This is a genomic window from Halomonas sp. LS-001 (assembly GCF_052983955.1).
The window spans coordinates 374083-398691 of record NZ_CM129816.1 but is presented as its reverse complement, the minus strand read 5'-3'; the positions used below and the strand labels follow the sequence as shown (position 1 = coordinate 398691).

The window sequence follows — 24609 nt, the reverse complement described above, 5'->3', positions numbered from 1 at the left end:
GACTAAAAAAGAGACCCGGGAAATCACCGTGGGCGGCGTTTATCAGGCACAAAAAAACCGGCCGTAGCCGGTTTTTTTTATGGCGCCTGCCGACTTACGCCGCCAGAGCCTTAATGCGCTTGTTCAAGCGGCTTTTAAGACGTGCTGCTTTCTTTTTGGAAAGAACGTCTTTATCAGCAATGCGGTCAACAACCGGCTGCATTGCCTTGAACTCTTCCATTGCCTTGCCATGATCGCCGGTGCTGATCGCTTTGATCACACGCTTGATATAGGTGCGGACCATGCTGCGCTGGCTGGCTTTCAGGACGCGACGGCTCTCGGCCTGGCGGGCGCGCTTGCGTGCTTGCTTGCTGTTCGCCACAGGTATCTCCTTGGAGAATAAAGGTTGCCAGTAAATGGCAACGGATTAACTATGTGTCTGTCGGTGGGCGCTAACCACTGCCCGACATTTCCGTAATTATCTTTCCACAACAACCGATTGATTTGAAAGCGATTTTCACACTTCCAAAAAAGTGTAACGTGCAGTTTAAAGCCTGCCCGTTCACGGGTCTTGTCTGAGAGGATGAGATAGTCTATCACGCGTTAGATGGGCTTGCCAGCGCTTGTCAATGCTTTTCCGCCCGCCCCGTACTTGCTGATCAAGGCAACGCCTGCCCTGTCGGCGCAAGAATCTTGCGTAAGAATCGCCGTGTCCGCTCATCTTGAGGATTGGTAAACAGCTGTTCCGGCGGTCCCTGCTCGACAATCCGCCCTTCATCCATAAACACCACACGGTCGGCGACGTCGCGGGCGAACTGCATTTCGTGGGTGACCACTATCATGGTTTGATGCTCGGCGGCTAATTGCTTCATCAAGCCCAGCACTTCTTCCACCCATTGCGGGTCCAGCGAGGATGTCGGCTCGTCAAACAGAATCACATCCGCGTTGGCGGCCATTGCGCGCCCAATGCCTACCCGCTGCTGCTGGCCGCCAGAAAGCGATGCCGGATAAGCATCCGCCTTATCCGCCAGACCAATGCGTTCCAGTATCTCTCTTGCCCGCGCGTGAGCCCGGGCTTTGGGCAGTTTATCCACCACTATCATGCCTTCGCTGATGTTCTCCAGCGCAGTTTTGTTGGCAAACAGCCCATAGTTCTGGAACACAAAGGCGGTGCGACGGCGAAGTGCCAGAATATCCGCGCGACTGGCGTGCTGTGCATCGACCCGTAAATCTCCGACCGTGATATGTCCGGCTTCCGGGCGCTCAAGAAAATTAATACAGCGCAGCAAGGTTGACTTGCCAGTGCCTGAAGGGCCGATAATGACGATGATTTCACCCTGTTCCAGATGTAGATCAACGTCGGAAAACACCGGCTGCTGGGCGAATCGCTTGGTGACAGATTCAAGGGTAATCATCGCTGGTACGCCTTATTCAGATAGGTTTCCAGACGACGCTGACTCCAGGACAGCGCTTCCACCACGACCCAGTAAATAATCGCCACCAGCAAAAACGCTTCCAGATAGAGAAAGCTTCCCGAGGCTTCTTTCTGCGTCGCCCCCATCATTTCGGTGACGCCCAGGGTAAACGCCAGCGAGGTCGCTTTAATCATATCGATGAAGTAGTTCATCAGCGTTGGCGTGGCGACACGGGTTGCCTGGGGCAGGATAATCCGGCGCATCAACTGGGATTGCGTCATGCCAATAGACAGCGCCGCCTCAGTCTGGCTGCGATCAATGCCGATAATCGCGGCGCGAATGGATTCTGCCATGTAAGCGGAAAAGTGCAGCGTCAGACCCAACACCGCTGCCGTCACCCCATTGATGGAAATCAGCGCGTTGATCAGCTGGGGTAAGCCGTAATAGAACAGGAATAACTGAACCAGCAACGGCGTACCACGAAAAAATGAGATAAACAGCAGCGCCGCGCCGTTCAGCACTGGCACCCGCGAAACCCGCACGACGGCCAACAGACAAGCAATAATCAGCGCTAACACCATGGCAATACCCGCCATCTGTAGCGTTAACGGTAAATAGCTTAACAGGACCGGCAACAGGCCCCACATGTACTCCAGATTCAGCATGATGATTCCAAGGTCAGCAGGTTGTTCCAAACAGCATCCAGCAATATCGCAATAAGCAAAACGGCCGTGGCATTGCCACGGCCGCCATCACTTGCTGGGCGCTTGCAGGTAAACGTCGCGCTTACGGCTGGGTGATATCAGTATCGAACCATTTTTGCGATATTTCACTTAGCGTACCGTTTTCACGCAGCTCTTCAAGAGCGGCATCGACACGGTCGCGCTGGGCACGGCCTTCTTCATCATCGCGGAACGGCAGCGCATTTTCGATAGAAGTAAACGGCTGGCCCGCCAGCGCTAGCGGCAAACCGCGCTCGCTGATTACCTGGCTTGCGCTGACGCGATCCATTACAAACGCCTCCACACGGCCAAGCGCCACATCCTGCTCTACGTTGGACTCGTAGGTGCGGATATCAATTTCATCAGCATTGGGCTGCTCACGCAGTAACTGCTCATAGTTAGAGCCGAGGTTTACTGCCACACTTTTACCCGATAAATCTTCAACACCGTGAATGGTGTCATTTCCTGCCCGTACAACCACCTGAGCACCATCGTAGACATAGGGTGCGGTGAAAGCGTACTTCGCTTTACGTTCATCGGTAATCGTAATCTGGTTGGCAATGGTATCAATACGGCCAGATTCCAGCATGCCCGCCAGACCAGAGAAGCTTGCTGTAATGAACTCGATCTCGTCGCCCGTTACGTCACCCACCGCGTTCATGACATCGACTTCAAAGCCTTTCAGCTCATCCTGTTCAACAAAGGTGAAGGGGAAATAACCACCGGACATGCCCACACGCAGCGTATCCGCGTAAGCAGCGGCAGACAGCACACCGCCTACAACGCTAAGTGAAAGAACGGCAACGGCTTTTTTCCAACGGCTTACATTCGCCATATTCATTATCCTCTCTATGGTACTTAACTAGCTAGAGCACCTAACTAAAGTACCTAACCAGAGCACCTAACTGAGGTACCTAAGTACCTTGATTTAAACGTGGGCGCTGGCTGCGACGTTCGTCGAATAGTTACCAGCGCGATGCCGCCAAGATACCATCAAAAAAGAAATAATAAACCGGTTTTTTAGTATTTTTTGGAATCAAAGATCAACCAATGGTGCTATCGATAGTGGCGTGCCAGATGCGCTTATCAAGCCTGACGTTGCGGCGAATCACCTTCAGATACGACCTCTATCGGCGCTGGGCGACCCAGCAGATAGCCCTGATAACGTGTACAGCCATGCGCTTTCAGCCAGACCAGCTGCTCGGCAGTTTCCACCCCTTCCGCCACCACACTCAAACCCAGGCTATCCGCTAACAGAATCGTCGTTTCAACAATCGCCGCATCAGCCTTGTCCGCTAATAGCTCACGAATAAAGGATTGATCAATTTTCAGCTCGTCCAATGGCAGCCGTTTGAGATAACTCAGCGACGAATAGCCTGTCCCAAAGTCGTCCAGTGCAAAGCGCACACCGTGGTCACGCAGTTGAAGCATGGTGAGCCTGACGCGTGAAGGGTCGTGCATCAGCAGGCTCTCTGTAACTTCCAGCACAAGACGTTTCGGGGGTGCCTGGGTCTGATGCAGAATATGCTCAACATCACGCACAAATTCCGAATGCTGAAATTGCACGGAGCTGACATTAACGGAGATTGTCAGGGTTGAGTAGGCGGTATCGCGTGACCACAATGCGAGCTGTCGAGCGGCGGTTTCCAGCACCCAACGGCCTATCGGCACGATCAAACCATTTTCTTCTGCCAGTGGAATAAACATCCCCGGCGACACCTGACCACGTTCAGGGTGCTGCCAGCGCAATAGGGCTTCCACTCCCGTCGTGACGCCGTGTTCATCCACCTGGCGCTGGTAGAACAGGACTAATTCGTCTCGCTCAAGCGCCTGATGCAGATCCGCCTCCAGACTTGCCCGCTCCAGCACACTGGTCTGCATATCGGCATTAAAAAAGCGTAAGGTATTCCCCCCTGCAATTTTAGCTTGTTGCAGTGCCATATCCGCCTGCTGCAGCACCACATCAACCTGCTCAATCACCTCATGAAACAGCGTAATACCAACACTTGCCCCGATGGGCAGGGTAGCGCGTCCGCTGAGTTTATTGACGGCTTCTATCAGCTGCCGTGCCAGGCGCTCAATGTGATGCGCGGCGGCCTGTAAGTCACCTTGCACATTGTCAATCAGCACGACAAATTCATCGCTACTGAAACGGGACAGTGTGGCAACATTATTGACATTGACGCTTTCCGATTCACCTCTCACCGACCAATCCGTTTTTGATGCTGTACCGAAAAAGTCATCCAGGCAGTTTTGCAGGCACTCTGCCACGCGTATAAGAAGCTGGTCACCACACTCATGCCCCTGGATATCATTCACCAGTCGAAAGCTATCCAGGTTGACAACAAGAAGCGCCGAGAAACGATCATCCATGGCTTTGTTAGCAACCACAGAGGTCAGTGACTCAAACATCAGGCGGCGATTGGGCAGCCCCGTCAGGGCATCATAAAACGCCAGAAAATGCGTGCGCGACTGCATTTCCTGGTAATCCGTCAGGTCAGTCGAGATACCACACAGCGAAGGCGCTTCCCCCGGCGCCATGACCAGTGGCATTTTGATGGAAAGAAACGTACGCACAGTGGGATCGTTCTTAAGCGAAAGGCTTTCTTCCGTCGTGACCTTCTTGCCACTGGCCAACACTCGTTTATCAATCTCATTCCACTCGGCAGTGGTTGCCGTGTCAAAGAAAGCCTCATCACGGCGGCCCAGAACATTTTCGGCGGGCTGCTTGAGCAAAGAGCATATTTTCCGGTTCACATAACGGTACTCAAGTGTTGGCGACTTGATATACACATGAGCTTCCAGATTATCCAGAATCGTCTCAAGCATTTCCCGGTTTGCGACCAGTTGTGCGTCGCTATGCTCACTGCGTTTGCGCTGAAAACAGTAACCTAAGAGCGCCGCCAGCAACATTAATAGCAATGCCCCCAGGCTCCATAACAGCCAGGAAGGCACGTTAGACATTTTGGCAGGGTCGGCGCGCCATTGGCGCAAGGTAGCGTAATAGGGTGAACCCGTTTCCGCTTTCCACTCACGCAGGTGATGGTCGATCCTGGGCAAAACCTCGCTGGGTGCCAGAAAAGAAGTTGCATAATAAAGACGAACCGGCTGAAAAATGATCGGTGTTTCCTGCAGGCCAAGCTCAGCCGCATGCCAGCCACCAAAGAGGTGATTCGCGACGGCAGCATCTGCCTCCTCGCTGGCTACCGCCTGGAAGCCATCAGCAAAGCTGTTGACTCTCAGCCAGTCGACCTCGATAGCGAAGCGTTCCGTCAACTCCGCCAGATAATGTTGCTGGATTGAGCCGTTGATGACAGCGACCGTGGTGCCTTCCAGGTCAAGAATGGCATCCAGGCCGACACCTTCATGCTGATAGATCTGTGACCAGCTATGCAACGCCGGTTCTTCATGAAAATGCATATACTGAGCACGCTCGGCGCTCCACGCCACATCTGGCAGCAGATCAATGTCGCCTGTTTCCAGCCATTCCAGACACTGCTGCCATTGGCACGCCACACTTTCCAACTGCCAGTTTTCCTCCTCGGCGATATCAACCAGCAGTTCACCCAGAATACCGCCAGACTCACCATCAGCATCCATAAATATCTTGGGTGGGTTGTAATAGACACCGACTTTAAGAGAGAGCGTCTGTGCAAAAGTGGGCGAAGCGAACAAGAGCATCAACGCCATTAACACCCGCCAGACAAGCGCCTGACGGCATCGCTGACCAAAAAGGGCCAGCCACTTCCTCAACCGCTGCTCACCAATCACTTTCACAGCATTAATTAGCCGGCAGCGCCAGTGGTCCGGCGCGCTCAACAACGCGCTGCCAGGCCGAGTCAGCCTCAATGCGTTCTACAAAGCGGCGGATGGCCGGGTAGTCACCCAAGGCACCAGACAGCGCCAGCATCTGTAGCGGAAAACTCATCTGCACATCTGCACCACTCGGCCAGGCACTGGAAAATTGGCCACGCGGCTCCAGATGGTTTTCGATCATGGCCAGGTGCTCAGCAAGCTGCGGCGCCAGAAAACGCTTATTGACGGTAGTGCTGATGCCATTGGCTATCGGTTTGATCAACAAAGGGGATTGCTTGGGAAGCTGGGAAAACACCAAACGCATCACCAAAAGAGGCATTAACGAGCCTTCGGCGTAATGCAACCAGTAGCGCTCATTGGTCCAGGCCGCGATATTATCCGTCTGAGGTTGCGATAGCTCCTGCCCATAGCGCATCAGCAGGTAATCAATAATGGCGCCTGATTCGGCAATCGTTGCGTCACCATCCGTCAAGACCGGCGACTTACCTAAAGGATGTACTTTTTTGAGGGCTTTTGGTGCCAGCTGGGTTTTTCTGTCGCGCGGATACGTCTCGATCTCGTAATCAAGCGCCAGTATCTCCAGCAACCACAGAACCCGATGAGAACGAGATTTTTCTAAATGGTGAACGCGAATCATAAAAGCTCCTTTATTAAGGGGAAGTGCTGTCAGCTTAACCCGTCAGACACACCCTTATCCTTTTGTTAATTAATGTTAATCAGCATACATATTTAAAGCGTTGAACCCTACTGATAGCTGTACTTAGAGCTGCTTTGCTCACAGGAGCCTGTTTGCTCGACGATTTAACGCTGGCGTAAGGGTGTGATGCTGATAAATTTTCCCTCATCGGAAAATACCAACCGAAACACACCATGCACGCCGTCACGGCCCACCACCCGACGAATGGCTTCGGCAGGAAATATCACCCAGCGCCCATCCAGGCTCCGGGTACGCACGTTGCCTATTCGGCCTTCATAGTGGGCCAGACATTCATCATGAGAAAGATGCAATACGATATCAATTGAAGGCATTAGAGGGGGTTTTTCCACCTTGCAGTCTTTTAACAGGTCAACGATACTTAATTGGAATGTTACTTTATCGTTTACCTTATCGGTACTGCTTATGCCCATTTCATCTGTCAGTAGTTCAGCATTACCGCCGACCTACTGGTCGGTCACTGCCTCTGCGACTAGCCGTGTGGGCGGAGCAGAACGCGCTGCCAGCGCAACGCTTTCTCAAGCCGACCAACGCCCGATTACCGATAGTAGCAACAACTACGCACGGGTTGCGTCTTCCAGTGCTACCGCAACGGAGGATTACAGCGGCAGCAGACGGGCAACGGAAAGGGCCAGCGATGCAGCGTCGCAAGAAGACAAGACAGAGAAAAGTGTTAAAGATGAAGGTACTGACAACAAAAGCACTGAAAACCCGCTTGGCAACACACCGACTCGCCCGGATGGCACCCCGTTAAACGAGCAGGAAGTTCGCCAGGTCGAGCAACTCAAGCAGACCGATCAGGAAGTTCGTCAGCACGAACGCGCCCATGAGATCGCAGGTGGCCCCTACACCGGCAGCGCCAGCTATGACTACCAGTCAGGCCCGGATGGCAAACGCTATGCCGTGGCAGGCCAGGTACCGATTGATTACGGCCCTGTCAAAGGCGACCCTCAAGCGACAGTAGAGAAAATGCAAACCGTGATTGCCGCCGCTCTGGCACCTGCAGAACCGTCATCCAAAGATCTTCAGATCGCCGCGCAAGCGCGTCAGTACCTGCTTGAAGCCAAGCTGGAAGCGTCCAGATTACAAAGCGAAATGAACAATGCTCGCGCAGCAGGTAATCCGTCAAGCGAACCCACTACGGATAAGGCTGACCCTACTGCTGAGTCTGGTAATACGCCACCGCGTGCCGCTTAAGGCGTGTGCTGCTGTATTGCGTGAAACACCGCCACATAATGGCTTACCTGCCCTTCATTATTACTCACAGCGGTAATTGACTGCCAGACCAGGTGGTCATTGCCGTTTTTGTTACGATTGTATACTTCACCTTGCCAGCGCCCTGTCGAGCGCAACGATTGCCACATCGCCCGATAAAACGCCTGGTCATGGCAGCCTGACTTGAGCAGTTTCGGCGTCTGCCCAATCACTTCATCGCGCGGGTAGCCGGTCATCTCAACAAAGGCCTGGTTAACACGCTGAATGATGACATCCGCGTCAGTGATCAAAGTCGCCAGCCCCGACTCAAAGGCGGCGCTCATTAAGCGCAGCTCTTTGGCTTGCTGATACCGGTGGGTAATGTCTTCCTTAACGGCGACGTAATTGACAATCTCTCCGTCTGCCCTCTTGACCGGGGTTATGGTTTGTTCTTCCCAGTAAAGCTGACCATTTTTGCGCTGGTTGAGAATTTCCCCTTGCCAGACATTACCGGCCTTCAGCGTTGCCCACATCTGCTCATAAACAATACTCGGCGTCATGCCAGACTGAATCAAGGCCGGTGTCTTGCCCAGCAACTCATGTCGGTCAAAGCCGGTAACATCCAGAAAACGCTGATTAACATATTCAATATGGCCATCTGCATCGGTAATAGCGGTGGCCACAGGACTCTGCTCAAAGGCCACATAAAATTGCTCGAAGCGTAAGCCTGACAGCGTATTCACGCTCGATGTCTTGTTGTTTTCCATGGACGGTATCGTCATCGCCGTCGGCCTCCTGGCTGCGAGTATCGTCGTGACCTTGCCTCCCGTTATCATGAGGGCTATTTACAGGCAGGCGCAAGCGGTGCGTTTAAACCGGAGATTCTCGTGACACTGGCGTGACAGCTAGTCTCGAAACGTCAGACGACACCGTGGCTCAGCGTTTTAATGCGTCCGGCGGTGGAAAGATCACATCCATACCTCGTGCATCGAGCTGGCGTATATCAGTCGGTCGGCCTTTTTCATCCAGGGTGACCAGCCCGATACCGCTACCGTTCCACATCCGTTCGCCAGCCTTTGCCTGCTCAGGGTCGCGTGGGTACACGCTGAACTTACGGCGCTTGGTCAGCCAGTTGAGCGGTGACCAGGGCGCATATAACCACCGATTGAGTCGGTCAAACGTATCCAGCAAGGTATCCGGAAAGGTGTTCTTGATACCACTTGAGGTAATTTGCCACAGCTGTGGTGCATTTTTTCGGCGGCTCACCACAATGTCGTAGGCAAACGAGTAATGCACATCTCCGGAAAGAATGACGAAGTTACCGGGGGTTTTGGAATGCCGCCAGATCTGTAGCAAGACGCTGGCCGCCCCACGGTGAGCCATCCAGTTTTCGGCATCTACCACTAGCGGTTTGCCCAGCCAGGTGAATATCTTCTGGATACCTTCAATCAGTTTGACGCCGAACATGGGTGCAGGGGAGATAATCACCGCGCCCGGCGCGTCAATCAAAGCCTGCTGCATTTCCATCAAGGCTTCCCAGTCCATTAGCCCGGAAGGACGATTCGGGCTGCTTTCACTGCGCCAGCGGCGGGTACGAGTATCCAGCACAATCAGCGGCGGGCTACCTGGCACCTGGTATTCCCAGCCTTGAAACCGCAGCAGCGTCTCGATCAAGGCGTCATGCGCTTTCTGCGCCAGCGGCTCAGGTTTGTCCTGGTGTTGGGGCAGCAAGGCCTGAACGGCATCAATCAGAGGGTTCAGCTTTTCGGGGGCATTTCCCCAGCCCTGGCAGAGCAGATACGCCAGTAGTGCATTGCCAATGATCCGCTTGGAAAACGGGTGGCCGTAGGCGGCCCTTTCCCAGTCAGCGGTCAGGTTCCAGTCATCGGTGACGTCATGGTCATCAAAAATCATCAGGCTGGGGATATGCGCCATGACTCGAGCACACTGCGGTAAGCCATCAACAAAAGCATCAATAACACCTTGTTCCTGCTGGTAGAGTTGCGCCTGGGCGTCTTCCAGGTCAGGGGCCGTCAGGTTGAGCAAACGCCAGGGTGTTGGCGACCATGCCAGAAAATACATCGCCAGCACTTCTGCCAGGGTCATCAGGTGGTTTTGGGCGTTCGCCGAGGTAAATACCGGCTTTTTAACGCCGCCGAAAAAGCGCTCACGTAGCACCGCGTTGCTGGTCACATCAGGCAGCAGGTCTTCACGCCGATAATAGGTACTGGAAGACTGATACAGCGCCTGGCTGTCGTCGACGGTTGCGCCTTCCAGCACTTCATCGACCAGCCCCAGGCGCTCAATCAATGCATGAATCGCGCGCAGCATCGGCCCTGCCACATCATCAACGTAAACCTGATCACCGGTCATCAGTAGCCAGGCAGGACGCTCTTTGACGTCGGCCACACTGCCTTCCAGCCAACTGTCTGCACGCACCAACCCATCCGGGCAGTCATGATGTGGCTTGCGGCACGAGCCATGCAGCAGCCGACGATGATGCGAGGTAATCACCATATTTGGGCAGTCTGCGCCGTCATAACACAGCCAGGGCGCCCACTGGCGAATGCCTGACACCTCACCATCTGTGCCTTCGACCAGCAGGTCATACTCAATCAGAGTATCCGTTGGGAGCGGTGATGCCAGCTCAAGGTCAACCAGGTACAGGAAAGCGTGTTGGCCCAACCGCAGGCATTGCTGCCCCTCTGCCAGTGGATACGTCTGCGCTGGCTGCTGTGCCGCTTGCAGCTTGAGGTGCATACTCACTTCACGGGAAGCCACCAGCCACATCACCCAGCGCGTCGGGGTGATCCGGCGCAACAGCGGCCCGACCAGAATGTCTGGCAGGGGCTGGGCAGAAGCAGGTGTCTGTTCTGACCTTTCAGACATGCGATCTCCTTAACGTTGCGCCACCACAGGCAGTATCACGGTTACCATAAGCCCTCCCTGCACGGAGCGACTGAGCTGGAGTTCTCCCTGATAGAGTGCCACCAGATCCACGACAATAGAAAGCCCTAATCCGCTTTGCGAGCGCTGTTCATCCAGGCGTCGCCCGCGTTCGAGCGCAGCCTGACACTGCTCATCCGACATGCCTGGGCCGTCATCGCTGATGGTCAGGGTGAGCCGGTCATGGTTAAAACGGCCCTGCAGCGTCACTCGCTGGTTCGCCCAGCGCAGTGCGTTATCCAACAGATTCCCCACCAACTCCTGAGCGTCCTGGGCATCCAGGTACACAGAGCGCTCATTGTGCCAGTCCACTTCCAGGTGTAATCCGCGCCGCTGCGCCAGCTTCCCCAGGCCTGACAGCATAGGAGCCAGCGTTGCGCTCAACGTCAAGGGGGCGAGCCGCGCGCCTTCACCTGCTGCCGAGGCTCGCGCCAGATGATGACGCACCGCGTTATCAATGCGCGTCAACTCTGCTTCCCAGCGGGGCTTTTGTGCTTCAGGCAACTGGGTTAGCTGCAAACGCATCACACTGAGCGGTGTTTTCAGCGCGTGGGCGAGGTTGCCCGCCGTATGCCGACCACGCTCAATCAAGCGTTGATCCCGTGCCAGCAAGGCGTTCATGCCCGTCGCCAGCGCATTCAGCTCATCGGGAAAATCACTCGGCAATTGCTCGGAACGCCCCTCTTCAATGGCCTGCAAAGCAGTGCGCAAACGTCGCAAAGGCGACAGCCCCCAGCGTATCTGCAGTGCCAGCACGCCAAGCAGAACGGCCCCCAGCACCGCCAGCCCGCCCCACAGCCATTGGGTGAAGGAGCGAATATCCGCGGTCAGCTCTGTGTCACTGGCGGCAATGCTGACATGCAGCGCCGTCGGCAGCGAAGGCAGATAAATATCACGCTCCACGACCCGTAGCGATTGCCCGCGAGGCCCCTCAAGCGTGCGGGTCTTTTCGTCAGTCGCGCCCAGCGGCAAACGCTGATCCCATAAAGAACGCGAGGTCAGCGCGTGTTCATCAGCGTCGCTGACCTGCCAGTACCAGCCAGAAAAGACCTGCTCAAAACGCGCATCCCCCAGGGGGCGATCCATCACCAACTGCCCGGTCTTTGCGTCAACACTGATGCCTGCCAGCAACACGTTCAGCATTGCCATCAGGCGGTTATCAAAGCTTTGCGTGGCTGATTCACGGTAATGATGGGATAAAAATGTCCCCGTCACCGGCAACGCCAGGCAAACAATCAGCAGAACGGCCAGTAGCAACCGTGCTGCAATGGAGCGGCGTGCCCAACGGCGCCGGTATTCAGCCAGGCGCTGACGGATCATGGTGTGTCAGATTCCTCAGCCAGTAACCGGTATCCCTGGCCACGCAGGGTAACTATCCGCCAGGCACCAAGCTTGCGACGCAGGCGGCTGACCTGAACATCAATCACATTGGATTCCGGTTCGTGGTCGCGGTCATAGACATGCTCGGAAAGCTCAGTACGGCTCACCAAACGAGGGGCAGCCTGCATCAGATAGCGCAGCAGACGGGTTTCCTGAGCGGTTAGCGCGATCGGGCGACCTGCCAGGGTGACGTGCTGAGTGTGCGTATCCAGGCTCAGCTCGCCAGCGTTGAGCACCGGATGGGCGTGGCCGTGGCTACGCCGAACCAGCGCATGCAGACGAAACAGCACCTCGGCGGCTTCAAACGGTTTGGTCACATAATCGTCCGCACCTGCGGAAAAACCGGCCGCTTTATCCGCCCAGCGTTCACGCGCGGTCAGAATCAACACAGGCAGATTAATGCCATCTTCCCGCCAGGCGCTCAGCCAGCGCACGCCGTCACCATCCGGCAAACCCAGATCCAGAATCACCGCATCGTAGGTTTCCGTGCGCACCAGGAAATCGGCGTCCTGGCCGGTGGCAGCCGATTCGGCCAGCCAGTCGCCTTCACGCAGCACATCCAGCAGTGCATTGGCCAAAGGCACATCATCTTCTACCAGCAAGCATTTCAAATCGTCGGCTCCTGCATTCGCCCATTATGGCTGGCGACGCATCGCATCAATGCGCAGCCCCTCGATCTCCATCAGCAGGCCAGTGTGGCCATCAAACTCGAACTCAACGATCTGCCCCTGCTCCCCCAACAGCTTGATTTCATACTCGACCCCGCCATCGTCACGCTCAACCTCCACTTCCAGTACCTCACCGATATAGTGAGCCTCCAGCCAGTCCAGGATGCTTTCCAGCGGCACGACCTCGCCGCGCTGCACATCACTGTGCAGCGATTGCCATAGGGGTTCAGCAGCCAGCGGGCTGGAAAGCAGCACAACCAGCAAAAAAGCCAGCCGCCCCTTCAAGGCGCGATACGGCAAATAGCGTTTGAGCATTGTCATACCGACAGCATGCCAAAACGTACATGAACCGTCGATGAACCGGATCGTCAGCTTAAAGCAAGCTAGCCAGTGATATAACGTTAATCAGCGTCACGCCTAGCTCGGATAAGTATGCGACTTGCCAACACCAGCGTGACGGTTCACATGTAAAGGAGACGATGATGAAATCTATTAAAAAAGCTCTACTAATTCCTGCTGCTGCTCTGCTATTTGCTGGCACCGCCCAGGCGGACGACCCGCTGGACATCAATCGTATCGACCGCGTCCTGGAGCACGCTTCTGCCTATGGGTTTAACCATTATGAAGAAATTGAAACCAAAAGCCGTGGACGTGTTGAAGTAGAAGGCTGGCTCGACGACGAGTGGAACGCCGATGTTCGTTTTGACGTGGAAAGCGGCGACACCCAGCGCGAAAAACGCGAGCGCTTGATCACCGGTGCCTGGGGCATGAACGATAGCGATATACGTCAGGCATTTGAAATTGCCCAGTCAGAAGGCATGACCGCCTTTGAAGAAATCAAGATTGATGAAAGCGGCATGATCGAAATTGAAGGCCAGGATGCCAATGGGCGTGATATCGAAATCAGCCTGCGTCAAGGCAGTGATCAGGTCAGCCACATTGAACGTGACTGAAATACGCCTTGATTGATGGCAAGATGGCCTTAGCAAGTGACTCAACTGACCGGCGTTGCAGACCTGCAACGCCGGTCACGTTGTTACAGGAGGCCACCGCGTTTGAGAGACTGCTTTTTGAACCAGTACGGCGCTGACAACCCGCATCACCACCCGGAACCGGGCACCCTGGAACGTGATAATCGGGAACTGGAAAGCGTATCGGCCGCTTGGCCAAGTGCATTAATGCGTGACATGGTCTGGCTATTAAACACGCCCGACCTGGTGACGCTACCCGACATTCCCGGGCGCCCAACGCTGACAACGCTGGGATTTCAGTCACCGGCTGAAATTGCTGCCTGGCTGCGTCGGCAAGAGCGTGTTCTGTCATCGTTACCGCTAAGCGAATTACGTCATGCCCGTATGGGGCATTATCATGAACGCCTGTGGCACTACCTGCTGGACAACGCCCCCAACACTCGTCTGCTGGCGCGCAACGTGCGCATTTATGCGCAACGCACGACACTTGGCGAACTGGACATGCTGTATCGCACCCGCCAGGACCCAACTCCGATTCATCTTGAAGTGGCTATCAAGTTTTATCTTGGCTTGCCGGAAGGCCCCGGTGAGAACGCCAGCCAAAGTCGCTGGATCGGGCCTGGCGGGTTCGATAGCCTCGATATCAAGCGCTACCACATGCAGCATCGTCAGCTGCCGTTATCGACAACGTCTGACGCCCGGCAGACTCTGCGCCACTGGTTAACGCCACGCGACAGCATGGCGAATAACGGCCCCGAACCTGCGGTGATTGATCATCAGATGGCCATGCCCGGCATTCTTTACTACCCGTGGCATGCCGACTTGCCGCCGCCGGAAGGGGCCACAGCGGAACACCGTCGTGGCCTTTGGTGCCACGCCAGCGACTGGCCAGCACTGGCGGCCACCTTTCCCGCCGGCACCCTTGCCACCTGGTTAGCCAAGCCCCACTGGCTGGCACCACCGCCGTTTGAACAGTGGCAGGCGTTACACCAGATCACAGAGCCGCAGACGCTAAAGGCGATCTCACTCAGGTGGCCCCAGCAGCTGATATGCTTGACACCGAATGACGGCAAGACACAGCGGATATTTATCGTTGCCGACCACTGGCCAGCGCATATCCCACTGCCTGCGCCGCGTTGACCGAAGTCTTCAGTGTTGACACAACAACGGGTCTTACACGACAACCAGATTATCGCGATGAATCAGTTCGTGGGCTTCGACATAACCCAGAATGGCTTCGATCTGATGACTCGGCTGCCCCGCTAGCTGACGGGCTTCATCGGCACCGTAGTTGACCAGTCCTTTCGCCACCAGCCCGCCCTGTTCATCCACGCAGGACACCATATCGCCACGCCGGAAGGTGCCTTGAACGCTGCGCACCCCCACGGCCAACAAACTGGAGCCTTTATCACGCAATACCTTGACGGCACCGGCATCCAGCACCAGCGAGCCGCGCACTTGCAACTGCCCCGCCAGCCAGCGCTTACGCGCCGCCATGGGTGCCTGCTCAGGGCGTAACAGGGTACCCAGCGCTTCGCCGTCCATCAGGCGCGTCAGCACATCCGGCTGGCGACCACTGGCAATTACCGTGACCGCACCGGAGCGTGCCGCCAATTGCGCAGCACGCACCTTTGTTGCCATACCGCCCCGCCCCAGCGCGCCGCCACTACCCGCCACCGCTTTCAGGCGCGGGTCATCCGCTCGGCCCTCGGTAATCAATTGAGCATCCGCATGATGACGTGGGTCGGCATCAAACAGCCCTTCCTGATCGGTCAGCAGAAACAGCGCTTCGGCTTCCAGCAGGTTGGCCACCAGAGCACCAAGCGTATCGTTATCGCCAAAGCGAATCTCGTCCGTGACAACAGTGTCGTTTTCGTTGATCACCGGCACCACGCGCATTTCCACCAGGGTACGCAGCGCCGAAAGCGCGTTCAGGTAACGCTTGCGGTTGGAGAGGTCATCATGGGTCAGCAGGATCTGGGCGGTAAGAATGCCATGGCGGGCAAAATGCTGCTCATAGCACTGGGTCAGGCCATTCTGGCCCACGGCGGCCGCTGCCTGCAGCTCGTGCACCGCACTGGGCCGTGCCTGCCAGCCAAGGCGCACCATGCCCGCAGCCACCGCACCGGAAGACACCAGCACCACTTCCACGCCGCGCTGATGCAGCTCGGCAATCTGGTCGACCCAGCCGCCAATTCCTTCTGCATCCAGGCCACGCCCGTCATTGGTCAGCAAGGCGCTGCCGATCTTGACCACCACGCGGCGCGCGCGACGAAGGCTGTCGCGTCCCAGTTCCTGCTCGCTCACATCATGTCTCCCGCACCCTTACGCCCATTACCTTTACGCTCCCTTTACGCCTGTAAACTCACGCACATTCCCTTTTACGCCCGCAGACTCACGCTCATACGGCTTAATCAAACGTGATAAAAGTGCCGTTTCAGGGAGCGTATTCCACCTCGACATCATAATCATCATCGTCGAAGTCATCATCATCTTCATCACGCGGTTTGCGCTTACGACCCAGCCGCGCTTCCGTCCGCGCGACTGATTCATCTTCCATGCGCCGACGCATTTCCTGCTCCCGCTCGTGCGCCTCTTCGTCTTCGTTTTCAAGACGCTGCTGTTCCGTCAACCAGCGGTGAGCCGCCTGCACCAGCGCATCGGTTCCGTCGCCACTGATCGCAGAAATGCGGAACACCGGACCTTCCCAGTTCATCGCATCGATAATCGACTGGGCACGCGCTTCGCGCTCGTCTTCCGGCAGAAGATCGAACTTGTTCAACACCAGCCAGCGCGGGCGCTCCGCCAGAGCAGGCGAGAACTGACCCAGTTCATGCACGATGGCCTGTGCGGCTTCAATCGGGTCGGATTCATCAAACGGCGCCACATCAACCACGTGCAACAGCAAGCGGGTACGAGTCAGGTGCTTGAGAAAGCGCAGACCCAGGCCAGCGCCGTCGGACGCGCCTTCAATCAGCCCCGGCACATCCGCCATCACAAAGTGCTCATGCATCCCCAGCTTGACCACGCCCAGGTTCGGCACCAGGGTGGTAAACGGGTAGTTGGCCACTTTCGGCTTGGCCGCCGACACCGCACGAATCAGCGTCGATTTACCGGCGTTGGGCATGCCCAGCAGGCCGACATCCGCCATTACCTTCATTTCCAGGCGCAGGTTACGGCGGTCACCCTCGGTGCCCGGCGTGGTGCGACGTGGCGCACGGTTGGTAGATGACTTGAAGTGAATATTACCCAGCCCACGACGGCCACCCGCCGCGACCAGCACGACCTGACCAATATCCGTCACATCAGCAATCACTTCCAGCGTGTCTTCATCAATCACCGTGGTGCCCACCGGCACCTTGACGTGAAGGTCTTCACCCGCCTTGCCACTCATCTGGCGGCCCATGCCGCCCTGGCCGTTTTCAGCTTTATAAAAACGCTGAAAACGGAAATCAATCAGGGTGTTAAGCGCATCGTCACCAATCAGGTAAACGCTGCCACCGTGGCCGCCATCGCCGCCATCAGGGCCACCCTTGGGCACGTACTTTTCGCGGCGAAAGCTTAAACAGCCATTACCGCCTTTGCCGGCCTCAACAATGATTGAAGCTTCATCGACAAACTGCATGGAATATTCTCCTGGCCGCTTTCGCCGCCGGTTGCCTCGCAATGTCTGAACGCCCGGAACGTCAACTCAACGTCAAAGGCGCTATGCAGACAAAAAAGCCCCGCCGTAGCGGGGCTTTTCTTGTTCGACGCGTTGCCTAGCAAAAACGCTTAGGCAGAAACAACGCTGACGAACTTACGGCTTTTCGGGCCTTTGGTCTCAAACTTGACCACGCCTCCGTCAAGAGCGAAAAGCGTGTGGTCACGACCCAGGCCGACGCCTGCGCCCGCATGGAACTTGGTGCCACGCTGACGAACGATGATGTTGCCCGGCTCTACAGCCTGACCGCCGAAAAGCTTCACACCCAAGCGTTTGGATTCGGAATCGCGGCCGTTACGCGTGGAGCCCGCTGCCTTCTTATGTGCCATGGTAAAAACCTCCTACTAAGGAAATAACCTGGAAAATAACTGCTTACGCAGAGATTCCGGTAATTTTAACTTCTGTGAACCACTGACGGTGGCCCTGACGCTTCATGCTGTGCTTCCGACGACGGAACTTGATGATGTTGATTTTCTTGGCACGGCCATGATCGACGATTTCAGCCGATACTTTAGCGCCTTCAACCATCGGAGCACCAACGGTAACATCGTCGCCATCAGCGACCAGCAGAACTTCATCAAACTCGATCGTTTCGCCGGTTGGAATTTCCAGCTTCTCGAGTTTCAGCGTCTGACCTTCTTCAACGCGGTACTGCTTGCCACCGCTTTTAATGACTGCGTACATGTTTCTCTCCGAGACGGATCATAAATGCCGTGACCTATTGCCACGGCGCTCATCGGCTTGGCTCTTGATCGACCTGCTGCGAGTAGCGCCCCTTTCGGCAGCCATCTGACAGGGAGCATGATGAGCGGGTCGCGAATTATAGCGACTTTCCTTACATACCACAACCACTCTGGCCATTGTCAATCCCCGAACAGTTGTTGTGGCTTGACGGCCAACAGACCGCCCCATAGCATGGCATCAACTTTATTCAGCGCTATTGCCGCTTCCACCTGCCGCGATGAACAGACCATGACTGCCAACGCCTCTCCTACGCCAGCTTCAACCCAGCCTGACAGCGCGTCACCTTCTCCGCTGCATGCTGTGGTGGCGGACGACTTCGCTGCCGTCAATCGCACCATTGTCGAGCAACTGAATTCGAGAGTCCCCCTGGTGGAAACCATCAGCGGCTACATCATCGAAAGCGGCGGCAAACGCCTGCGCCCGCTACTGGTATTGCTCGCCGCTCGCTCACTTGGCTATCAGGACGACAAGCATATCCTGCTCGCCACACTGATTGAGTTCATGCACACCTCTACCCTGCTGCATGACGATGTCGTGGATGAATCCCACCTGCGGCGCGGCAAAAAAACCGCCAATGATGCCTGGGGCAATGCGCCCTCCGTGCTGGTCGGTGACTTTCTTTATTCGCGCTCTTTTCAGATGATGGTGGATGTCGGCTCAATGCGCATCATGGCCATCTTATCCGCAGCCACCTGTGTAATTGCCGAAGGCGAAGTGCAACAGCTCACCAATATCGGCAACCCCAGCATTTCCGAAGCCGATTATTTCGAAACCATTCAAGGCAAGACCGCCATGCTGTTCGAAGCCGCCTCCCACAGCGGCGCCGTGCTGGCCGAGGCCACAGCGGAGCAGGAACAGGCCCTGAAACTTTACGGCCGCTACCTGGGGCTGGCCTTCCAGCTGATTGATGACCTGCTGGACTACGAAGGCAATGCGAATGCCATGGGTAAAAATGTCGGTGACGACCTGGCCGAAGGCAAGCCGACACTGCCCCTGATTCATGCCATGGAAAAAGGCACCCCCGAACAGGCCAAACTGATTCGTCAGGTCATCCGCAAAGGCGGGTTGGACCAACTCGACGAGGTGCTGGACATCATCCACGCCACCGGCGCACTGGACTACACCCGCGCCCGTGCCGTTGAGATGTCCGACAAGGCCCTGGCGCAGCTCGACGTTCTACCGCCCAGCCCGTTCCGCGACACCATGGCCCACCTTGCCCGCCTGGCGGTGGAACGCGATACCTGAAGGTTCACCACGGGCAGCATTTACTAAACGGGACTTGAAAAAAACCAAGCAGCCCCGTATTATCTGCCCTCGTTGAACGGTGCATGCCGCAACATATTCGGAATATAGCTCAGCTTGGTAGAGCGCTGCCTTCGGGAGGCAGAGGTCGTAGGTTCGAATCCTGCTATTCCGACCAAGAATTTCATGAAAACGGCCACTTAGCTCATTGAGCAAGTGGCCGTTTTTTGTTGGGATGGCGCTAGGTGACATATAGGCCACACCCCAACTGTGACAAAACATTAACCAATCCTGGACATTTGGTATAAGAATGTATTGACTGTTTAAGTGACGCCTATCCTCAGAAGAGCTTTACGATAGCTCCTATTCTCTGATGAGACGTCTCCCTGACAAACAGTCCAATCCATTGAACGTTATCAGCCAGGAGATATTTGATGACCTTATCCATGATGACTCGTAGCGCTTTTGCCGCTGTTGTTATAATGGGCACGATGACCACGACTGCCATGGCTGCTTCAAGTGAAGATGAAGTGCGCTCAGCGCTCGTTGGCAATACTTTCAAAGGTGGCATGGGAGGAGGCGTTTATAATAGCTACTTCGCCGAGGACGGCACCTACGAGGATGCCACCGGTGGCGGTAACTATGAGATTACGGAAGACGGTGTCTGCTACCCCGACACTGATTACGGCTGCTACGCCGCCGAGATCGATGGCAACCAGCTGGAATGGTTCCAGGACGGCGAAAGCGTTGGCACAGGCGTGATCGAAGAGGGCAATACCCTGAGGTGATCGCTATCAGGCAGGCACTTTAAGGCAACACTGAAAATGACTTACCGATGCTGCCCATTGGTCTCGGCATTTACGCTGGGCTATAACTCAGCGCTGCCTTCGGGAGACAGTGTCATTAGGTTCGAACCCTGCCATCCGGATCAAAAAAACGGCCACTTAGCTCATTGAGCAGGTGGCCGTTTTTGGTTGCGTTGGTTTTAGTTTTTTGTGTCAGTGCTAATCGGCAACAGTGTTTCGCTATCCAATGCTATCTCTTAAGTCGTAAGCATGTGATGGAGTTCGTCCTTCAACGCGAGACGCTCTTTTTTCTTTTCTTCGATCGCGGAATCCGAGACTGGCAAACCCTCTTTCTCCAGGCGCTCGATATCCTTGGTCACCGTGTCATAGCGTTCGAATTGATTACGGAAGTGGTTGTCGTGCGTCTTTAACTCGTGGATGCGTTCCTTCAGCTCGGGGAACTCGTGAGCCAGGTCGTGATGTTCGATATCCATGCGTGCGCTCCGTCTGTTGCTCGAATGGGAAAACTTAAAAAGTGTTAACACAGTAATGACAAGATTCTTGTATATCAAGCCAGGAAAACGTGCGGGTAAATGCGTCTGAAACAGACCGCATGCACTTCCCCGCCGCGAGGGCACCTTAAGTCGTATTTGGGCTGCCCGTTTCACGCTATCCTGATAGAGTCTCAGGTTAGCCACATCCACTGGGGGCTGAGCCTTCGGTAATGGACCAATGCCATAGGAAATGGAGCCGTGTGTGCCAGCCAGCGAACCGACATCACAAAACTTTGCCTTTCTCGCCGAGCATGACGCCCTATTGGTAGAACTGGCCGAATCCTCCGAGCGCGCCTTTTCCAGTGACCCCAACACCGCTCTGATCAAACTGCGCCAACTAGGCGAAGCCATGGCCCAGCATCTGGCGGCTCTTTCCGGTATCGAGTTTGATGAGCAGACCAGTCAATCCGAGCTGCTCTACCGCCTGAACCGTGAATTACGTCTGGAACCGCAGATCAAAGAGCTATTTCATATTCTGCGTATTGAGGGCAACAAGGCCACTCACCAGTTCCGCACTCAGCATAAAGAAGCCATGAGTGGTCTCAGGGTCGCCCGCGACCTGGCCATCTGGTTTCATGCCTCTTTCGGTAAAGCCAGTAACGGCTTCAAACCCGGCCCGTTTATTCCGCCTACTGACCCCAGCGCCGAGTTAATTCAGCTGCAAAGCGATATCGAAAAGCTTCGTCACGAGCTGCAGCAGGCCAGCAAGGAACTCGACAGCAGCCAGCAGCTCAGCCAGCTGATCGAGAAAGAAAAAGCTGAATACGAAGCCCTGGCCGTCGCCATGGACGAGGAATCCCGCGCCCTGGCCGAACAGGCCCGTCAGCACGAACAGATACTGGCGCAGCAGCAACAAGCCTACGAGCAGAAAATCAGCGCCCTGCAACAAAAGCTCGCCCAGCAGGACGAACAAAACGTTAGCCAACAGCGCCAGCAGGTCGCCAGAAAAACCCAGGCCGCCGCGGACACTCTGGTACTCAGTGAAGAAGTCACGCGCATCCTGATTGATCAGCAATTGCAGCAAGCCGGTTGGGAAGCCGATAGCCAGGACATCACCTTCCAGAAAGGCGCCCGCCCGGAAAAAGGCAGCAACCGGGCAATTGCCGAATGGCCAACAAACCACAATGGCGGCTCTTCACAAAAGAAAGAAAGGGGCCGGGCCGACTACGTTCTATTTGCAGGCTTAACGCCGATTGCCGTGGTGGAAGCCAAGAAAGAAAACACCAACGTGGCGGGCAAGATTCGCCAGGCCGAACGCTACAGCAAAGACTTCAAGGTAGAAGCCCCGCTCGTCGGTGCCTGGGAATTGATGGGCCGCACCATCGCCTGGCCTGCCGATGACGAGAGCCACTACATGGTGCCTTTTGTTTACTCCTGCAACGGGCGCCCCCACATTCCGCAACTGGCGGAATATTCCGGCACCTGGTTTCGGGATGTACGCGACCTTGGCCACCTGAGCCGAGATCTGCAGGCCTTCCACAGTCCCAGTGGCCTGCTGGATATGCTCCAGCGCGACAGGGAAAGCGCCGAGCAGCGCTTACAGGCGGAGCCCTTCGGCTACCTGAAACTGCGCGACTATCAACAGAAGGCCATTATCGCCACCGAGGAGGCGCTGGCCCGTAACGTGCGCACGGCGCTTTTAGCCATGGCTACCGGCACCGGCAAAACCCTCACCATCACCGGCCTGATGTACCGTTTTCTGAAAGCCGAGCGTTTTCAGCGCATTCTGTTTCTGGTTGACCGTACCGCGCTTGGCCAGCAAGCCAACGATACCTTCAAGGAAGTACCACTGGAGCAGAACCACCCCCTCAGCAAAATCTACAATGTTACGGAGCTTGGGGACATGGCGGCGGAAGCGGAAACCCGCATTCAGGTCGCTACCGTGCAGGCCATGGTCAAACGCATTTTCATGAGCGATGAGCCGCCACCGATCGACCGGTTCGACTGCATCATCATTGACGAGGCTCACCGCGGTTACACCCTTGATCAGGAAATGACCGAAGGCGAACTGGCCACCCGTGACACCCGCCAGTACCTGTCCAGTTACCGCCGGGTGCTGGATTACTTCGACGGGGTGAAAATCGGCCTCACCGCCACCCCAGCCAGGCACACCAGCGAGATTTTCGGCAAACCGGTTTACACCTACGCCTACCGGGAAGCGGTGGCGGACGACTGGCTGATCGACCACGAGCCGCCCATCCGCTATGAAACCCTGCTGACCCAGAGCGGCATCACCTTTGAGAAAGGCAAGCCGGTAGACGTCATCAACACCCGCACCGGCGAAGTGGACACCACTGAGCTTGAAGACGAGCTCAACTTCGAAGTAGATGCCTTCAACCGCCGGGTGATCAGCGAAAACTTCAACCGGGTGATCTGCGAACAGCTGGTTCAGGAGCTGGACCCCTTTGGCGATGAAAAGACCCTGATCTTCTGCGCCACCGACCTTCACGCGGATATGGTCAAACGCCTGCTGGATACCGCCTTCAAGGCGCTCTACAACGGCCAATACAACGAAGCCGCCGTGGCCAAGATCACCGGCCAGAGCGACAAGGTGGGCCAGCTGATCCGCCGCTACAAGAACGAGCGCTACCCCAATATCGCCATCACCGTGGACCTGCTCACCACCGGCATCGACGTGCCGCGCATCTGCCATCTGGTGTTCATGCGCCGGGTACGTTCACGCATCCTGTACGAACAGATGATCGGCCGCGCCACCCGCCGCTGTGATGAGATCGGCAAGACGGTGTTCCGCATCTACGACCCGGTGGATATCTACGCCGCCCTGCAGGATGTCAACACCATGAAGCCCCTGGTGAGAGACCCCAACATCACCCTGGAGCAACTGACCGGTGAGCTGACCGACGACGAACAGCTGGAAAAAGCGCTGGCCAGCCCCGGCGAACAGGCCGATGAAAGCCAGGCGGATGTGGTACTCAGCCAGCTCAGCCAGAAAGTCATGCGGGTATTGCGCAAGGCAGATAACAAAGCCGAAAGCCGCCCGAAGCTAAAGCAGAAACTCGATGAGCTGGAGCAGAGTTGGGGCGTGGAGCCGAAAACCCTGCACAGCCACCTGCACCAGCTTGGCCCGCGCCAGGCCTCAGCCTTCATCAAGCAGCACAGCGGCCTTCTGAACCAGCTGGCCGAGGTGAAATCCCTGGTGGGCAGCGACCACCTGCCGATCATTTCCGAGCATGAAGACGAAATCCGCGAGCGCACCCAGAGCTATGGCAAACATGCCAAACCGGAAGACTACCTGGACGCGTTTAACCGCTTTATCAAGGAACAGCTCAACCAGTCTGCCGCGCTGGCGGTGGTGGTCAACAAACCCCGCGACCTCACCCGGGAACAGCTGCGGGAAATCAAACTGCTGCTGGATAACCACGGCTATTCCGAAGCCCGCCTGCAAAGCGCGGTGCGCAACCAGACCAACCAGGACATCGCCGCCAGCATTATCGGCTATATCCGCCGCGCCGCCCTGGGTGAAGCGCTGATTCCCTTCGAAAAGCGCGTGGCCAACGCCATGGACGCCATCCTCACCCAGCACAACTGGACCCCCAACCAGCGCAAATGGCTGGAGCGCCTGGCCAAGCAACTGGTGCACGAAGTGATCATCGACCGGGAATTCGTCAACCAGCGCTTTGCCGATAACGGCGGCGCCAAACAGATGGACAAGATACTCGGCGAGCAGCTGGATAGCGTGCTGGAGGAATTGAACGAAGCAATGTGGCCTAATACTGGCTAACCAACGCTTGAAGGGTCAGGCATAAAGGCGCAC

23 protein-coding genes and 1 tRNA gene are annotated in these 24609 nt (G+C 56.1%); 7 read left to right on the top strand and 17 right to left on the bottom strand.

The annotated features are described in order from the left end of the window. Window positions 1–94: 94 nt before the first annotated feature. The 7 genes from rpsT to ACU6TU_RS01860 all read right to left on the bottom strand — a co-directional run bounded on the left by rpsT (window position 95) and on the right by ACU6TU_RS01860 (window position 6961). Window positions 95–361, bottom strand: coding sequence for a 30S ribosomal protein S20 (gene rpsT / locus ACU6TU_RS01890; protein WP_447142908.1), 267 nt, complete (start codon window positions 359–361; stop codon window positions 95–97). A 277-nt stretch (window positions 362–638) separates the two neighbouring features. Continuing rightward, complete coding sequence (locus tag ACU6TU_RS01885; RefSeq protein WP_447142907.1) at window positions 639–1394, bottom strand: amino acid ABC transporter ATP-binding protein; 756 nt, start codon at window positions 1392–1394, stop codon at window positions 639–641. After that, window positions 1391–2059 carry an amino acid ABC transporter permease gene (locus ACU6TU_RS01880; protein ID WP_447144161.1) on the bottom strand — a complete coding sequence of 223 codons (669 nt, stop codon included), beginning with the start codon at window positions 2057–2059 and terminating at the stop codon, window positions 1391–1393. Before ACU6TU_RS01880 ends, ACU6TU_RS01885 begins: the two co-directional genes overlap by 4 nt. Before the next feature lie 121 nt (window positions 2060–2180). Further along, window positions 2181–2951 carry an amino acid ABC transporter substrate-binding protein gene (locus ACU6TU_RS01875; RefSeq protein WP_447142906.1) on the bottom strand — a complete coding sequence of 257 codons (771 nt, stop codon included), beginning with the start codon at window positions 2949–2951 and terminating at the stop codon, window positions 2181–2183. Window positions 2952–3202: 251 nt separating this feature from the next. After that, window positions 3203–5806, bottom strand: a complete 2604-nt coding sequence (locus ACU6TU_RS01870) for an EAL domain-containing protein (protein WP_447142905.1) — start codon at window positions 5804–5806, stop codon at window positions 3203–3205. Window positions 5807–5897: 91 nt separating this feature from the next. Then, complete coding sequence (locus ACU6TU_RS01865; RefSeq protein ID WP_447142904.1) at window positions 5898–6569, bottom strand: glutathione S-transferase; 672 nt, start codon at window positions 6567–6569, stop codon at window positions 5898–5900. A 164-nt stretch (window positions 6570–6733) separates the two neighbouring features. Then, window positions 6734–6961 carry a DUF2835 family protein gene (locus ACU6TU_RS01860; RefSeq protein ID WP_447142903.1) on the bottom strand — a complete coding sequence of 76 codons (228 nt, stop codon included), beginning with the start codon at window positions 6959–6961 and terminating at the stop codon, window positions 6734–6736. A gap of 91 nt (window positions 6962–7052) precedes the next feature. Here ACU6TU_RS01860 and ACU6TU_RS01855 point away from each other — a divergent pair, with 91 nt between their 5' ends. After that, entirely contained in the window at window positions 7053–7844 is a 792-nt protein-coding gene (locus ACU6TU_RS01855) for a putative metalloprotease CJM1_0395 family protein (protein WP_447142902.1), read from the top strand. Here ACU6TU_RS01855 and ACU6TU_RS01850 read toward each other — a convergent pair. The 5 genes from ACU6TU_RS01850 to ACU6TU_RS01830 form a co-directional block, all read right to left on the bottom strand. Next, complete coding sequence (locus ACU6TU_RS01850; RefSeq protein ID WP_447142901.1) at window positions 7841–8623, bottom strand: PAS domain-containing protein; 783 nt, start codon at window positions 8621–8623, stop codon at window positions 7841–7843. The genes ACU6TU_RS01855 and ACU6TU_RS01850 overlap by 4 nt on opposite strands. A 154-nt stretch (window positions 8624–8777) precedes the next feature. Further along, the gene (locus tag ACU6TU_RS01845; RefSeq protein WP_447142900.1) at window positions 8778–10730 is read right to left on the bottom strand and encodes an alkaline phosphatase family protein; all 1953 of its coding nucleotides are present in this window, start codon (window positions 10728–10730) and stop codon (window positions 8778–8780) included. Window positions 10731–10739: 9 nt separating this feature from the next. Beyond that, the gene (locus ACU6TU_RS01840; protein WP_447142899.1) at window positions 10740–12107 is read right to left on the bottom strand and encodes an ATP-binding protein; all 1368 of its coding nucleotides are present in this window, start codon (window positions 12105–12107) and stop codon (window positions 10740–10742) included. Continuing rightward, window positions 12104–12778 (bottom strand): response regulator transcription factor, encoded by a 675-nt coding sequence (locus tag ACU6TU_RS01835; RefSeq protein ID WP_447142898.1) that lies wholly within the window; start codon window positions 12776–12778, stop codon window positions 12104–12106. The genes ACU6TU_RS01840 and ACU6TU_RS01835 overlap by 4 nt, the downstream gene beginning before the upstream one ends. 24 nt (window positions 12779–12802) lie before the next feature. Beyond that, window positions 12803–13156: a PepSY domain-containing protein gene (locus tag ACU6TU_RS01830; RefSeq protein WP_447142897.1), complete on the bottom strand. Its 354-nt coding sequence runs from the start codon at window positions 13154–13156 to the stop codon at window positions 12803–12805. 161 nt (window positions 13157–13317) lie between these two features. Between ACU6TU_RS01830 and ACU6TU_RS01825 the strand changes: the two genes are divergently transcribed. Then, window positions 13318–13788: a PepSY domain-containing protein gene (locus ACU6TU_RS01825; protein WP_447142896.1), complete on the top strand. Its 471-nt coding sequence runs from the start codon at window positions 13318–13320 to the stop codon at window positions 13786–13788. Between the two features lie 102 nt (window positions 13789–13890). Beyond that, the gene (locus ACU6TU_RS01820; protein WP_447142895.1) at window positions 13891–14946 is read left to right on the top strand and encodes a DUF1853 family protein; all 1056 of its coding nucleotides are present in this window, start codon (window positions 13891–13893) and stop codon (window positions 14944–14946) included. Between the two features lie 33 nt (window positions 14947–14979). Here the strand turns inward: ACU6TU_RS01820 and proB are convergent, their stop codons facing one another. The 4 genes from proB to rplU all read right to left on the bottom strand — a co-directional run bounded on the left by proB (window position 14980) and on the right by rplU (window position 18193). Continuing rightward, window positions 14980–16113, bottom strand: coding sequence for a glutamate 5-kinase (proB, locus tag ACU6TU_RS01815; protein WP_447142894.1), 1134 nt, complete (start codon window positions 16111–16113; stop codon window positions 14980–14982). Window positions 16114–16243: 130 nt separating this feature from the next. After that, window positions 16244–17431, bottom strand: coding sequence for an Obg family GTPase CgtA (gene cgtA / locus ACU6TU_RS01810; RefSeq protein WP_447142893.1), 1188 nt, complete (start codon window positions 17429–17431; stop codon window positions 16244–16246). Between the two features lie 149 nt (window positions 17432–17580). Then, the gene (gene rpmA, locus ACU6TU_RS01805) at window positions 17581–17838 is read right to left on the bottom strand and encodes a 50S ribosomal protein L27 (protein ID WP_447142892.1); all 258 of its coding nucleotides are present in this window, start codon (window positions 17836–17838) and stop codon (window positions 17581–17583) included. A gap of 43 nt (window positions 17839–17881) precedes the next feature. Continuing rightward, window positions 17882–18193: a 50S ribosomal protein L21 gene (rplU, locus tag ACU6TU_RS01800; RefSeq protein WP_447142891.1), complete on the bottom strand. Its 312-nt coding sequence runs from the start codon at window positions 18191–18193 to the stop codon at window positions 17882–17884. 288 nt (window positions 18194–18481) lie between these two features. Here rplU and ispB point away from each other — a divergent pair, with 288 nt between their 5' ends. From ispB to ACU6TU_RS01785, 3 genes are all read left to right on the top strand, one after another. Next, on the top strand, window positions 18482–19498 hold the full coding sequence (ispB, locus tag ACU6TU_RS01795; protein WP_447142890.1) for an octaprenyl diphosphate synthase: 1017 nt from the start codon (window positions 18482–18484) through the stop codon (window positions 19496–19498). A 98-nt stretch (window positions 19499–19596) separates the two neighbouring features. Further along, a tRNA-Pro gene (locus ACU6TU_RS01790) sits at window positions 19597–19673 on the top strand. Between the two features lie 256 nt (window positions 19674–19929). Further along, window positions 19930–20283, top strand: coding sequence for a hypothetical protein (locus ACU6TU_RS01785; RefSeq protein ID WP_447142889.1), 354 nt, complete (start codon window positions 19930–19932; stop codon window positions 20281–20283). A gap of 254 nt (window positions 20284–20537) precedes the next feature. Here ACU6TU_RS01785 and ACU6TU_RS01780 read toward each other — a convergent pair whose 3' ends face one another. After that, a complete protein-coding gene (locus ACU6TU_RS01780; protein ID WP_447142888.1) occupies window positions 20538–20774 on the bottom strand; it encodes a YdcH family protein in 237 nt (78 codons plus the stop codon). A gap of 262 nt (window positions 20775–21036) precedes the next feature. On the opposite strand from ACU6TU_RS01780, the gene hsdR reads away from it, so the two are divergent. Further along, entirely contained in the window at window positions 21037–24576 is a 3540-nt protein-coding gene (gene hsdR, locus ACU6TU_RS01775; RefSeq protein ID WP_447142887.1) for a type I restriction-modification system endonuclease, read from the top strand. Window positions 24577–24609: the final 33 nt, after the last annotated feature.

Bases quoted from the DNA above. Each gene is read 5' to 3' on its own strand.
- ACU6TU_RS01870 (WP_447142905.1), bottom strand. From the start codon at position 5,806: ATGGCGTTGATGCTCTTGTTCGCTTCGCCCACTTTTGCACAGACGCTC.
- ACU6TU_RS01865 (WP_447142904.1), bottom strand. From the start codon at position 6,569: ATGATTCGCGTTCACCATTTAGAAAAATCTCGTTCTCATCGGGTTCTG.
- rplU (WP_447142891.1), bottom strand. From the start codon at position 18,193: ATGTACGCAGTCATTAAAAGCGGTGGCAAGCAGTACCGCGTTGAAGAA.
- ACU6TU_RS01785 (WP_447142889.1), top strand. From the start codon at position 19,930: ATGACCTTATCCATGATGACTCGTAGCGCTTTTGCCGCTGTTGTTATA.
- cgtA (WP_447142893.1), bottom strand. From the start codon at position 17,431: ATGCAGTTTGTCGATGAAGCTTCAATCATTGTTGAGGCCGGCAAAGGC.
- ACU6TU_RS01855 (WP_447142902.1), top strand. From the start codon at position 7,053: ATGCCCATTTCATCTGTCAGTAGTTCAGCATTACCGCCGACCTACTGG.
- ACU6TU_RS01885 (WP_447142907.1), bottom strand. From the start codon at position 1,394: ATGATTACCCTTGAATCTGTCACCAAGCGATTCGCCCAGCAGCCGGTG.
- ACU6TU_RS01825 (WP_447142896.1), top strand. From the start codon at position 13,318: ATGAAATCTATTAAAAAAGCTCTACTAATTCCTGCTGCTGCTCTGCTA.
- ACU6TU_RS01860 (WP_447142903.1), bottom strand. From the start codon at position 6,961: ATGCCTTCAATTGATATCGTATTGCATCTTTCTCATGATGAATGTCTG.
- ACU6TU_RS01845 (WP_447142900.1), bottom strand. From the start codon at position 10,730: ATGTCTGAAAGGTCAGAACAGACACCTGCTTCTGCCCAGCCCCTGCCA.
- ACU6TU_RS01875 (WP_447142906.1), bottom strand. From the start codon at position 2,951: ATGGCGAATGTAAGCCGTTGGAAAAAAGCCGTTGCCGTTCTTTCACTT.
- ispB (WP_447142890.1), top strand. From the start codon at position 18,482: ATGACTGCCAACGCCTCTCCTACGCCAGCTTCAACCCAGCCTGACAGC.
- rpmA (WP_447142892.1), bottom strand. From the start codon at position 17,838: ATGGCACATAAGAAGGCAGCGGGCTCCACGCGTAACGGCCGCGATTCC.
- ACU6TU_RS01880 (WP_447144161.1), bottom strand. From the start codon at position 2,059: ATGCTGAATCTGGAGTACATGTGGGGCCTGTTGCCGGTCCTGTTAAGC.
- ACU6TU_RS01780 (WP_447142888.1), bottom strand. From the start codon at position 20,774: ATGGATATCGAACATCACGACCTGGCTCACGAGTTCCCCGAGCTGAAG.
- ACU6TU_RS01850 (WP_447142901.1), bottom strand. From the start codon at position 8,623: ATGACGATACCGTCCATGGAAAACAACAAGACATCGAGCGTGAATACG.
- ACU6TU_RS01840 (WP_447142899.1), bottom strand. From the start codon at position 12,107: ATGATCCGTCAGCGCCTGGCTGAATACCGGCGCCGTTGGGCACGCCGC.
- ACU6TU_RS01830 (WP_447142897.1), bottom strand. From the start codon at position 13,156: ATGACAATGCTCAAACGCTATTTGCCGTATCGCGCCTTGAAGGGGCGG.